Raw genomic sequence first — 11,376 nt, forward strand, 5'->3', positions numbered from 1 at the left:
AAGCCGGGGCGGCAGGCCGCCGTCCTTCGGCCGTGAGGCGTACGAGCGGCGCAACACCGTGACAGGCCCTCGCCGTTCCGCGGAGGGCCGCGGTGCGCGCTCCCGGTCGGTGACTGGAGCGTCGTGGGCGCGCGCAGCCGGAACGACGACGCTGCCCCGCCCACCGGGGAGGTGGACGGGGCAGCGTCGTCTGAGGGTGCGCCGGTCAGCCGGCGGCGGGGGCTCCGAGCCCGACCTCCTGGCCGGCGGCCGTCCGGGGCGTCAGCGCCTTCTGCGCGAGGACGCCGAAGACGATCCCGAACACCGCCCACAGCACGGCCTGGACGGCCAGGGAGGCGAGCCTGAACTCCCAGAGCAGCGCGGCCGGGAAGCCCGCCGCGACGGCGTCCTCGTTGTCCGGCAGGACGGCGAAGGCGACCGCCGTCACGACGACGAAGCCGGCTCCGGCCGCCAGGGTGGCGTTCCAGTTCCCCAGGCGCGGCGCGAGCCGTCGCCCGGCGATCAGGGCGGCGACACCGAGCAGCACACTGAGCAGGATCATCAGGAAGAACAGGGTGGTGCGCTTCCCGATGGTGTCCGGATTGCCGACGGCCGGCGGGGTCGCCGGGTACTTGAGGAACGGCACCAGATAGACGGTGGTGAACGCGGCGGCGGCCGTGAGCGCCGCCGTCGCCCGGGGGCTGAAGCGGCCCACCCGGCCCAGTGCGAAGGAGAACGCCAGGGACGCGATGCCGCCGAGCGCCACCCCGTAGACGAGGACGCCGGTGGCGAGGCCGAAGGTGGACTGGACGGAGCGGCTGATCCCCTCCTCCTCGGCGGACTCCACGGCGACGGTGCCGCCGTGGTCCGCGTGGGAGCCGTGGCCGGCCGGGGCTTCCCCGGCGGCCTGGGCCTCCTCCACGGCGATCGCGCCGTTCACGGGCGGCTCACCCACCGCGTAGGCCACGGCGAAGGCGAACAGTGCCGCGATCAGGCCCGCGAGCATGCCGCGGACCAGCAGGGATCGAACGGTCGAGGCGTGCATGTGCGGGGCGCCCCTCAGTGGCAGGGGAAGCCGAGCAGGTGACGTCCGTCGTGCACCCACTCGTGCACGTCGGTGCCGGCGATCAGGGAGGTGGCCCCCTGCTCGGCGCCCACGAAGTACAGCGCGATCAGCGCGAGGAGCCCGACGAAGAAGGCCCAGGGCAGCACCGCGCGCACGGGCAGCGGAGCCGGTACGGCGACGGAAGGGGCGGAAACAGCAGCGGAGACGACGGCCTCGGCCATGATGGAACCTCCTGCGGGAACTCGCGTCCCAGACGGTGGTGCAGGACGACGGTCCACGGGTCTGACTCGCCGTGACGCCCCAGGGGGCCGCCGCGGCACACAGTGGCGCGACCGTGCCGGATTCTCACCGGACTTCCGTCTCGCCGTCGTCACGCTGTTCAAATGTCGCCTGACCGTACCGCGCGCGGGGGCCCCAGCCAAGGGTGTGAGGCCTGGATCACCTTCGTACGCCCCCGGGTAGAGTCCCACGCGCCACTCCGACCACAACGGCCCCGCCGTCCCGCCCGTCGCAAAGGATGCCGATGACAGTCCGGTTGACGCTGATCTCGCCCGCGCCGAGCGAAGCGCTCCGCGAGGTGCGGTTCGACGACGACGGTCCTCTCGACCCGGCGGGCCTCGCCCGCGCCGAGACCGTCGCCTCCGCCGTCGACCCGTTGCCGCGCGCGTACACCTCCCCGTCCCGGCGCTGCCGTGGCACGGCGGAGGCCCTGGGCCTGCGCGCGGAGCCCCTCGCCGAACTCGCCGGCTGCGCCATGGGCCGGTGGCGCGGGCGGACCCTGACGGAGGTGGCCGCCGCCGAGGAGGCCGGGGTCGCCGCCTGGCTGTCCGACCCGGAGGCGGCCCCGCACGGAGGGGAGTCCCTGCGCGACCTGCGCGCCCGCGTCGGCGCCTGGCTCGACGGCCTCCGGACCGGCTCCGGCCGCGTCACCGCGGTCGCCGAACCGGACGTGATCCGCGCCGCGATGGTCCACGCCCTCGCGGCACCGGACGCGACGGCCTGGCGCCTGGACGTCCGCCCCCTGACCGCCGTCCACCTCAGCGGCCGCGCCGGCCGCTGGAACCTGCGCCCGGGCGAGCCGCTCGCACCGCGGCCGTAGACGGCCCGTCAGGCCGGGCGCTTCCACTCCCGCAGCAGGAGGTAGCCGAGGTACGCCCCTCCGACGGCCATCGTGTACAGGCCGACCGGCAGGTTGTCGAAGAGCGGCAACTGCTGGGCGGCGAGGTCGGCGAGGACCAGCAGCAGCGCACCGAGCAGGGTCGACATGACCAGGTGCGGGCCGCCGCTGCGGGTGACCCGCTTGGCGATCTGCGGTGCCGTCAGGGAGACGAAGGCGATCGGCCCGGCGACGCTGACCGCGCCGGCGGAGAGGGCGATCGACAGCGAGACCGCCGCGGTCGCCGTGCGGGCCGGACGGGTGCCCAGGCCCGTCGAGAGGTCGTCGCCCATCTCGCCGATGCTCAGCGGCCGGGCGAGAAGCGCGGCGAGCGGCAGGCAGACGAGCAGCACCAGCCCGATCGTCCTCGCGTCGTCCCAGGAGCGGGCGGCCAGGCTTCCGTTGATGTAGGCGGTCAGCGCGCTCGCCTTGTCCCGCTCGACGGCGTAGACCACGTACTGGGTGAGGGCGGTGGACATCGCGGCCACACCGATGCCGGCCACCACCAGGCGCCCCGGATTGCGGAATCCCGACCCCGTGGAGAAGTAGACGACGGCCATGGCGATCACGGCGCCGAGCAGCGCGCCGACGGGCACCGGCACGAGGTCGGGGAAGAACAGCGCGGCGGCCGCCGCACCCGCCCCGGAACCGGCGCCGAGCCCGATGACGTCGGGGCTGCCCAGCGGGTTGCGGGTGACCGACTGGAAGAGGGCCCCGGACAGGCCGAAGGCCGCGCCGGCGGCGATGGCGACGACGAGCCGCGGGCCGCGCAGCCGGTTCAGCACGAAGGCGTTCTTGCCCCCGGCCTCGCCCGCCAGCGCCGACGGAAGGTCGGCCAGGTCGATGCCGAGCCGGCCCAGTGAAAGGGTCGCCACGGCCGCCCCGAGAAGCAGCAGCAGCGTCACCGCCGCGGCGATCACCGTGGGGCGGCGCACGGGGACGGCGACCCACGGGCCGACCCGCAGGAGGCTCCGGCCCGCGGGCCGGAGGGGCCGCGACGCCGTCACGGCCGGGATGTCGATCCGCTCGGCGGTCTTCATGCCGCTCCCCTCATACGACGGACGGCGAACAGCAGCGCGGGCGCGCCCACGAAGGCGGTGACGACGCCGACCATGAGCTCCTGCGGGCGGAGCAGCACCCGGCCGATGACGTCGGCGAACAGCAGCAGGGTGGGCCCCGCGAGCGAGGTGAAGAGGATCTGCAGGCGGAAGTCGGTGCCCACGAGCGCCCGGACGAGGTGCGGGACGGCGAGCCCGACGAAGGCGATGGGGCCGACGGCGGCCGTCGCCGCGGCGCTGAGCAGCGTCGCGGCGAGGAGACCGGCGCCCTTCACGCGGGCGGGGCTGATGCCGAGGGAGGCGGCCTTGTCGTCGCCCATCGCCATGGCGTTGAGCCCCGGCGCGAGGAGCACGGCGAGGACGAACCCGACGGCGGCGAACGGCAGGACGGCCCAGAAGGCGTCGAAGCCGCGCCCGCCGAGCGAGCCCACCACCCAGTAGCGGTACGTGTCGAAGACCTGCGGCCGGGACAGCGCGACGGCCTGGATGAACGCGGCGAGGACGGCGGAGAGCACCGCACCGGCGAGCACCAGACGGACCGGCCCGCCGCCACCGCCGGCCGTGCCGACGAGGTGGACGACCACACCGGTCGCCAGGGCGCCGGCGAGGGCCCACCAGATGGTCTCGCGCTGCCCGGAGGCGCCGAGGAACGCGGTCGCGGCGACGATGGCGGCCGACGCGCCCGCGTTGATGCCGAGAAGTCCCGGCTCGGCGAGCGGATTACGGGTGATGCCCTGCATCAGCGTGCCGGCGACCCCGAGGCAGAGACCCGCGAGCAGACCGAGCGCGGTGCGCGGATAGCGGCTCTCGACGACGGTGCGGAGGTAGCCGTCGCCGTCACCGGTGACGACCCGGAGGACGTCGGCGGCGGGCGTCGGCTTGCTGCCGAACATCACGCTGGCGAGGACCGCCAGGGCGAGCAGGACCAGGCACAGGGCGGCGGCTGCGAAGTGCCGGGCAGGGCCCCGCCGTACGACGGCGGGGCCCTGCCCGATCCGGGAGAGAGTGGTCACGCCTGGACCCGCTGCTACTTCCCGGCCTTGGCGACGGCCTTGTCGATCATCGGGAGGTACCGCTCGATGCTGTACGGCACCGTCAGCGGGTTGATCATCGACGAGGCGGTGACGAAGGGCTGGTCGTTGCTGTAGACGAGCGCGCCCTTCTTGACCGCGGGGATGGCCGCGTACAGCGGCTGCGCCTCGATCTCCTTGCGGGACTTGTCGTCCATGTAGAAGGTGAAGGCGATGTCGCTCTTGGAGAGCTTGTTGGCGTTCTCCAGGCCGATGAGGGCGGAGTCGGTGCCCTCGGTCTCCTTGAAGGTGTTCACGATCGGGTCGACCTTGAGGCCCAGCTTGGAGACCATCGCGACGCGCTGCTCCTCGGGCTTGAAGACGCCGAGGGTGCCGGGGCCGGTGTTGTAGATGTACGAGAACGTGACGTTCTTGTAGTTCGGGCGCGTGGCCGCGGCGTCGGCGAGCTGCTTGTCGATCTTGGAGGTGAGCTCCTTGGCCTTCTCCGGCTGGCCGAGCGCCTTCGCGACGATCTCGATCTGCTGGTCCCAGTCGGTGCTCCACGCCTTGTCGGGGTAGGCGACGGTCGGCGCGATGTCCTTGAGGAGGTCGTACTGCTTCTGCGTGATGCCCGACCAGGGGGCGAGGATGACGTCGGGCTCGAGCTCGGTGATGGCCTCGATGTCGAGCTCCTCGCCGCCGTCGAACTGCTTGGGCAGCGTGGCGCCGGACTTCTTCACGGCGTCGTGGATCCAGGGCAGGTAGCCCGTCTTGTCGCTGCCCCAGGGGTAGCTCTCGATGCCGACGGGGACGTTGCCGAGGGCGATGGCGGTCTCGGCGGAACCCTGGCCGAGGGTGACGACGCGCTTCGGCTTCTCCTTGATGACGGCCTCGCCGAGGGCGCTCTTGATGGTGACGGGGAACGCCCCCGCCGGAGCCTTGGCCGCCGTGTCCTTCGCGTCGTCCTTTTTGTCGTCCGAGCCGCACCCGGTCACCATGAGGCCGAGCGAGACCGCGGCGGCGCCCGCCACGAGAACGCGGCGGCGGAGGGGGGTGAACACAGAAGGCATGACGGATCCTTGTCTCCGGGCAGAGGTGTGCTGACGCCCCGCCGACGCCCCTCCAGACATGGGAATGCCGAGGCAGCGGCCATTGCGAGGCGCTTGTTAGGTGAGCCTAACCTATCCCCGTTCGGTGTGGAGCGCCAGGGTCCGACCACCCGACCGCCGGATGAAACGCCGTCAGGCTGACGCCTCCCACGTACTCCCTTTTCCGCCGTCGGCCCGAGGCTCCGCGCCGCCGTCGGCCCGAGGCTCCGCGCCGCCGTCAGGCCGAGGCCTCCCACGCCGTCGTCAGGCCGTCCAGCCACGCCGGCGGCAGCTCGGCGGCGTCCCATTCCTCGTGCAGGTCCGCCGGGGACGTGGCGAGCCGTTCCAGGACGGCCACGCTGGTGGGAGAGTGGATCAGGGAGTACCGGCCGTGGATCGCGATCGCGCTGCCGGGCCCGTACTCGGCGTACAGCCGCTCCAGGCGCGCACGGTGGGCCGAGGTGAACTCGGTGAGCCGGCCCGCGTACCCCGCCCGCTGACGCGAGCTCATCGTGCCGAGGAGGGCCCGCAGCACCTGCTCGGTGACCTCCGGGTCGAGATCGGAGACGTCGGCGAAGGAGAGGTAGAGCGGAGTCACCGCCACCTTGGTCCGCTCCAGCTCCGTCCGGCCGACGGGCGGACGGTCGTCCGGAGAGGCGGCCGACGGATCCGAGGCGACGGCGTGCCTCAGCGCCCGCTCGGAGACCGCGCCCAGCTCGTCGATGACGGCCCGCGCCCCGTCGAGCCAGCCCGAGGCGTACGGCTCGCCCTTCCCCTCCGGCGCGCTCCGCCCGGCCGCGCCGATCTCCTGGTACGCGAGGGCCAGCGCGCCCGCCTCGACGAACCCGATCAGCTCCTCCGCGTCGCCGGACCAGACGCCCGCCCGGGCGAGCAACTGGAGGAGTGTCCTCTTCGCATTGAGGACACTGGCCTCGTCCAGCTGCTGCCGTCCTTCTCCGGCGGTGCTCACAGGGTCCTCCTCGTCGTAGGGACGGCGCGGTGCTTCGGCCACACGGAACGCTCCGTTCGAGCCTACGCAACACCCGGCGTCCCGACGCACCCTTCCCGCCCGCGCCGCGCCCGCGGCGACGGCGGAGAAGACCGGACGTGAACGTTCAGCGCCGGTACACGCGCAACTCCGCCACCTCGTACGACATCTCCGTCGCGTCCGGGTCGGGTGCCGGGTGGTACCGGCCCGCGCAGACCGACAGGTTCACGATGAGATGGGCCCGCCAGGAGCGCCCCACCCCCCGGCGGTCGTCGAAGACGCGGGCGCCGTTGACCCACCAGACGACGGACCGCGCTCCCAACTCGACCCGAAGGTCCACCCACGCCCCGGGCCGGACGGCCGGGTCCCGGAAATAGAGGTAACGGCCCCGCACCCGGTTCGACAGCTCCAGGAGGTCCGGGTTGTCGGGGTGGTATTCGAAGACGTCGACCTCCTGGCCGCCGTCGAGCCAGGTCCAGATCGCCGGCCAGGCGCCCGTCTCCTCGGGCAGTCGCACCCGGGCCTCCAGGACGTCGCCCGCCCGCACCTGGAAGCCCTCCGCGCTGCCCTCCGTCGTGAGCAGCCCGGCGTCCCAGAGGCCGTCGCTTCTTCGAGTGGCCCGGAACGTCCCCGTCCGGCTGTACGAGGGGTCCTCCACCAAGTGGTCGAGCTTGTTGTCGCCGGGGTTCGTCGGTCCGCCGCCGGGATACGCCCACGAGCGGCCCGCGACCCACTGCTCGGCTGAGGAGAAGTCCGCGTCGAGGACGAGTTCGGCGCGGGCCGACGCCGGGCCGCCCCCGCCGGAGCGCTCGCCGCCCCGCCGGAGCCGGTCGAAGAAATCGTTCGGCACGGCGACACCCCTTTCGTTCGGGCCTCCGTCGGCCCAGGGGCAATCTGCCCCACCTTGCCCGGGGCAAGCGCGGGGGACGGGTAGTTGGCGACAAGTCGTCACCGGTGCCTCCGGCAGCGGCTCGGCCTGCGTCGCGCCCGGCGCGGCGCGGTCGGCCTCACCGGCGCGGTGCGGTCGGCCTCGCCGGCGCGGCGGTACTCGAACACGCCTGACGTTCGTCCCCGGCGGCGGCGCCGTCGTCATCGGCGCGGGTGGGCCCGGCCGCACCGCCGTCCTGCCGCACGAGGTCCCGTCACCTCTCCGCACTGAAGGCCCGAGCCGAACCGAGCGAGGTGTTCGGTCTGCCCCGGGCCGGTGCCGTCGGCGTCCATGTCGGGACGTACGGCCCGGACGAGGCACCGGAGGCGTGCGAACGCCTGCGCCGGGGACGGATCGACGGCGGGGCGGTCGTCCTCCAGGACGGCCGAACCCCACGCCCACGCCACTCCACCCGGCGGCTTTCCGGCGACCGGGCAGGCGGGTGCCGCGAGCGCCATTTATGGTTACGCTGTATCCGTTAAAAGGGTGCGGTTCGGAGATCAGGCGATCCACGGGGAGCAGCGGACGTGAGCGACACGGGTACGGCGTCGGCCGACGTCATCGTCATCGGGGCGGGTCCCGTAGGGCTCGCCCTCACCCTCGACCTGGCCCGCCGGGGGATCGCGGTCCGGCTGGTGGAGCGGGAGGAGGAACGGTTCGAGGGCTCGCGGGCCAAAGGCGTCCAGCCGCGCACCCTTGAAGTCCTCGACGGCTTCGGCCTGGCCGCAGCCGCCCTCGCGGCCGGCGGCGCCTACCCGCCGATGGGACTCCACTTCGGCCCCTTCACCAAGACCTGGCGGATGCACGCCACCGCCCCGGACGGCGCCGGCACGCCCTACCCCGACGTCCTGCTCCTCCCGCAGTACGCCACCACCGCCCTCCTCCACGGAGCCGTCCGACGGCTCGGCGGCGACGTCGAGTTCGGCGTCCGGGCCGAGGAGATCACCCAGGACGCCGGGTCCTGCGCCGTACGCCTGGGCGACGGCCGCCTCCTGACGGCCCGGTACGTCGTCGGCGCCGACGGCGGCGCCAGCACCGTGCGCAAGGCCGCCGGCATCGCCTTCGAAGGCACCACCGACGAGGCCGACCGGACGATCCTCGTGGACGCCGCCGTGGACGGTCTCTCCCACGACCACTGGCACATCTGGCCCCGCACCGGCGGACGCGGCATCGCGGCCTGCCCGCTGCCGGGCGCCGACGGCCGCTTCCAGATCATGATCGGAACGCGGCCGGGCGACCCGATCGAACCCGCCGCCCTGACCGAGGCCCGCCTCGCGGATCTCCTCCGCCGCCGGGCCGGCCGCTCCCTCACTCTCCGCGACATCAGCTGGGCCTCCGTCTTCCGCCCCAATGTCCGCCTCGCCGAGCGCTACCGCAACGGCCGGCTCCTCCTGTGTGGAGACGCGGCCCACGTCCACACCCCCGCCGGAGCGCAGGGCCTCAACACCGGAGTCCAGGACGCGCACAACCTCGGCTGGAAACTCCACCAGGTCCTCGCCGGCGCCGACACCTCGCTCCTGGACAGCTACGAGCGCGAACGCCGCCCCGTCGCCGCCCGGGTCCTCGGCCGCTCCGCCGAGCTCTACGAAGGACTGGCCGCCCCCGCCCCCGTCGGCTCACCCGGGGCCCCGGAGAACACCAGCTCGACATCTCCTACTTCGGCGGCCCGCTCGCCCCCACCGGCGCACCCCGCACCACGACCCTGCGCTGCGGCGACCGCGCCCCCGACGCCCGACTGCCCCGGCCCACCGCCACGGCGGCCGCACTCTTCGACCTCTACCGGGGCCCGCACTTCACCGCCCTCGCCTTCGGCGCCCGCGCCACCGCCGCCGCACACCGCCTCCCCTGGCCGAGCACCGGCGTCCCGCTGCGCCGCCACACCGCGCTCCCGCACACCACGCCCCGTACGCCCGGGGAAGCGGCCCTGCTCACCGCGTACGGAATCACCGAGGACACGCTCCTGCTCATCCGTCCGGACGGCCACGTCGGCCATGTCGGCCACATCGGTCGTCTCTCCGCCGTGGACGGCACCGGGGATCCCCTCCCCGCCGTCGCCGCGCTGACCGGCGGCCTCCCCACCGCCTGACGTCCCCCCGGGGCGCACACCTTCGGCGGGTACGGTGTCCACCGCACCCCCCGAAGGCCGCCGGCGCCCGGCGACCGCGCCCAGCGAGAGAGAGCCCGCCCCATGCCCGCCACCCCGCCACCTCCCGGCAGCCCGGCCTGGTGGGCCGCACGCCCCGCACCCGTACCCCCGGCCGGGCCCCGGCGCGGCCGGCCCGCGCTCGACCCCGCGCGGATCGTCGACACCGCGCTGCGCCTGGTCGACGAGCACGGCGTCCAGGCGTTCTCCCTGCGCATGCTGGCCGAGGAGCTGAACTCCGGTACGGCCACGCTCTACCGCCACTTCGACGGCAAGGACGAGATCCTGGCCCACGTCGTCGACCGCGTCCTCGGCGAGGCCGACCTCGACGGCCTCGCCGAGGACACGGCCGACTGGCGGGAGGCCCTCACGGTCACCGCCCACCGGTTCCACGACGCCCTGCGGCGCCACCCCCACACCCTGCCCCCGCTCATCGCCCACGTACCGGTCGGCCCCCACGGACTCGCCCAGCGCGAGCGCGTCCTGGCCGCCCTCCTGGCCCACGGCCTGCCCGCGGAGCTCGCCGCCCGGGCCTTCACCGCCGTCACGCACTACGTCATCGGCTTCACCGCCCAACAGCACGGGCCGGGCACCGCCCCCGACGACGGCGCGGACCTCGCCGCCTTCTACCGGGGGCTCGACCCCGCCTCGTACCCCGCCCTGCTCCGGACCGCCGAAACCCTCACCGCCGTCTCCCCGGACGAGGAGTTCGAGTTCGGCCTCACCCTCCTCGTCCTGGGCCTCGACCGGCTCCACCACCCGCCCGGGAACCGCCCGTAGGAGTCACGACACGGATCCGCACCCAGGACGGGCGCGCGCGTGCCCGGGCTCAGGCCCGCACGACCGTCCACGCCCCGACGGGCCCCGCCACGTACAGCAAGGTGCCGACCGGCAGGTACGCCCACGGAGTGCGCCCGCGGCGCCAGGCCGCCACGCCGAGCACCGGCGAGGCCACCGCGGCGAGGCCCGGGCCGATCCAGGGCAGTGCCCACATCGCCAGGGTCCCGGCCCCGGCGCACAGGGGCGCGGGATCGCCGGTTCCGCAGCCGTCGGCCGCGAAGATCGAGACGTGGAAGACCAGCCCGTCGAGCAGGAAACCGACGGCGCTCAGTGCCGCGATCGTCACCAGGCACGCCGTGGGGCGTGTGGGGACGCGTGGTGGGGCTCGCGACGCAACGATCTTCGGCGGGGATCGTTGATCACGCCATGAAGAACGCCGACACCGGGCGGCGCGTCCGCCTTCTCGCTTCCACCGCCGCCGCCCTGCTGCTGGGTGTCGTGAGCGCGCCGAGCACGTACGCGAACCCCGCCGCGCAGGACTGTCCGACGGCGGAGATCTTCGCGACCGACAACACCGCCGTCATCACCGATCCCGACGACCCCGGGCTCGACACCCGCCTCACCCGCTTCGGGCACGAGGTGCGGCGGATCATCCGCGCCCACGGCGCACGTCCGGGCGGATCGGAGCTGCTGGACGACGTCTTCTGGTCCGAGGAGCTGAAGCAGGCGACGTACGAGCGGTCCCGCGAGTTCGACGTCGAGAGGGTCGGCCGCGACGGGCTCCACCACATCGCGGGCGTCATCGCCAAGCAGTACGACCAGGAGGCCGTCCTCACCTTCCGCTGCCTGCCGCGCACGTCGCCGGAGACCGACGCGGTCGAGATCGAGGTCCCCGGCGTCCGCGTGAGCGGCCTGCGGGAGGCGCTCGTCGCGGACCCGGAGGCCCGCGACAAGCTGGGCGGCGGTTCCGTCACCCTCGACGGTCGGCTCGTCCTCGTGGCCCCGGTCGACGACCTCCCGCTGGCCCGCAGGTTCACGACCGCCCTCGGCGCCGACTGGGACCGGGCGGAGATCCGGTACGGCGACCGGGAGTTCGTGGCCGGTACGGAGTGAGCCGGGGCGGAGTGGGCCGGTACGGAGTGGGCCGGGCGGCCGCTAGGAGCTGTCCGGCCGATCATGT

The 11,376-nt window shown here is 74.0% G+C and carries 12 protein-coding genes and 1 riboswitch; of the genes, 4 read left to right on the forward strand and 8 right to left on the reverse strand.

The window, feature by feature from the left end:
* Window positions 1–205 precede the first annotated feature (205 nt).
* Both K7G60_RS17790 and K7G60_RS17795 read right to left on the reverse strand, forming a co-directional pair.
* Window positions 206–1,024, reverse strand: coding sequence for a CbtA family protein (locus K7G60_RS17790; RefSeq protein WP_225801901.1), 819 nt, complete (start codon window positions 1,022–1,024; stop codon window positions 206–208).
* 14 nt (window positions 1,025–1,038) lie between these two features.
* Window positions 1,039–1,266, reverse strand: a complete 228-nt coding sequence (locus K7G60_RS17795; RefSeq protein ID WP_093872497.1) for a CbtB-domain containing protein — start codon at window positions 1,264–1,266, stop codon at window positions 1,039–1,041.
* A gap of 59 nt (window positions 1,267–1,325) precedes the next feature.
* A riboswitch (cobalamin riboswitch) is annotated at window positions 1,326–1,403 on the reverse strand.
* 165 nt (window positions 1,404–1,568) lie between these two features.
* Between K7G60_RS17795 and K7G60_RS17800 the strand changes: the two genes are divergently transcribed.
* The gene (locus K7G60_RS17800; RefSeq protein ID WP_225801902.1) at window positions 1,569–2,144 is read left to right on the forward strand and encodes a histidine phosphatase family protein; all 576 of its coding nucleotides are present in this window, start codon (window positions 1,569–1,571) and stop codon (window positions 2,142–2,144) included.
* Between the two features lie 8 nt (window positions 2,145–2,152).
* Here the strand turns inward: K7G60_RS17800 and K7G60_RS17805 are convergent, their stop codons facing one another.
* The 5 genes from K7G60_RS17805 to K7G60_RS17825 all read right to left on the reverse strand — a co-directional run bounded on the left by K7G60_RS17805 (window position 2,153) and on the right by K7G60_RS17825 (window position 7,195).
* Complete coding sequence (locus K7G60_RS17805; protein WP_225801903.1) at window positions 2,153–3,241, reverse strand: iron chelate uptake ABC transporter family permease subunit; 1,089 nt, start codon at window positions 3,239–3,241, stop codon at window positions 2,153–2,155.
* Window positions 3,238–4,272, reverse strand: coding sequence for an iron ABC transporter permease (locus K7G60_RS17810; RefSeq protein ID WP_225801904.1), 1,035 nt, complete (start codon window positions 4,270–4,272; stop codon window positions 3,238–3,240). Before K7G60_RS17810 ends, K7G60_RS17805 begins: the two co-directional genes overlap by 4 nt.
* 14 nt (window positions 4,273–4,286) lie before the next feature.
* Window positions 4,287–5,339, reverse strand: coding sequence for an iron-siderophore ABC transporter substrate-binding protein (locus K7G60_RS17815; protein ID WP_225801905.1), 1,053 nt, complete (start codon window positions 5,337–5,339; stop codon window positions 4,287–4,289).
* A 256-nt stretch (window positions 5,340–5,595) separates the two neighbouring features.
* Complete coding sequence (locus tag K7G60_RS17820) at window positions 5,596–6,327, reverse strand: hypothetical protein (protein ID WP_225801906.1); 732 nt, start codon at window positions 6,325–6,327, stop codon at window positions 5,596–5,598.
* Window positions 6,328–6,472: 145 nt separating this feature from the next.
* A complete protein-coding gene (locus K7G60_RS17825; protein ID WP_225801907.1) occupies window positions 6,473–7,195 on the reverse strand; it encodes a beta-glucanase in 723 nt (240 codons plus the stop codon).
* A gap of 605 nt (window positions 7,196–7,800) precedes the next feature.
* Here K7G60_RS17825 and K7G60_RS17830 point away from each other — a divergent pair.
* Window positions 7,801–9,336 (forward strand): FAD-dependent monooxygenase, encoded by a 1,536-nt coding sequence (locus tag K7G60_RS17830; protein WP_225801908.1) that lies wholly within the window; start codon window positions 7,801–7,803, stop codon window positions 9,334–9,336.
* Between the two features lie 125 nt (window positions 9,337–9,461).
* A complete protein-coding gene (locus K7G60_RS17835; protein WP_225801909.1) occupies window positions 9,462–10,196 on the forward strand; it encodes a TetR/AcrR family transcriptional regulator in 735 nt (244 codons plus the stop codon).
* Between the two features lie 49 nt (window positions 10,197–10,245).
* Here K7G60_RS17835 and K7G60_RS17840 read toward each other — a convergent pair whose 3' ends face one another.
* A complete protein-coding gene (locus K7G60_RS17840; protein WP_225801910.1) occupies window positions 10,246–10,542 on the reverse strand; it encodes a hypothetical protein in 297 nt (98 codons plus the stop codon).
* A gap of 80 nt (window positions 10,543–10,622) precedes the next feature.
* On the opposite strand from K7G60_RS17840, the gene K7G60_RS17845 reads away from it, so the two are divergent.
* Window positions 10,623–11,309: a hypothetical protein gene (locus tag K7G60_RS17845; protein WP_225801911.1), complete on the forward strand. Its 687-nt coding sequence runs from the start codon at window positions 10,623–10,625 to the stop codon at window positions 11,307–11,309.
* Window positions 11,310–11,376: the final 67 nt, after the last annotated feature.

It is taken from the genome of Streptomyces sp. NK15101 (assembly GCF_020400725.1).
Lineage (GTDB): Bacteria > Actinomycetota > Actinomycetes > Streptomycetales > Streptomycetaceae > Streptomyces.

Bases quoted from the DNA above. Each gene is read 5' to 3' on its own strand.
- K7G60_RS17835 (WP_225801909.1), top strand. From the start codon at position 9,462: ATGCCCGCCACCCCGCCACCTCCCGGCAGCCCGGCCTGGTGGGCCGCA.
- K7G60_RS17790 (WP_225801901.1), bottom strand. From the start codon at position 1,024: ATGCACGCCTCGACCGTTCGATCCCTGCTGGTCCGCGGCATGCTCGCG.
- K7G60_RS17800 (WP_225801902.1), top strand. From the start codon at position 1,569: ATGACAGTCCGGTTGACGCTGATCTCGCCCGCGCCGAGCGAAGCGCTC.
- K7G60_RS17845 (WP_225801911.1), top strand. From the start codon at position 10,623: ATGAAGAACGCCGACACCGGGCGGCGCGTCCGCCTTCTCGCTTCCACC.
- K7G60_RS17795 (WP_093872497.1), bottom strand. From the start codon at position 1,266: ATGGCCGAGGCCGTCGTCTCCGCTGCTGTTTCCGCCCCTTCCGTCGCC.
- K7G60_RS17805 (WP_225801903.1), bottom strand. From the start codon at position 3,241: ATGAAGACCGCCGAGCGGATCGACATCCCGGCCGTGACGGCGTCGCGG.
- K7G60_RS17815 (WP_225801905.1), bottom strand. From the start codon at position 5,339: ATGCCTTCTGTGTTCACCCCCCTCCGCCGCCGCGTTCTCGTGGCGGGC.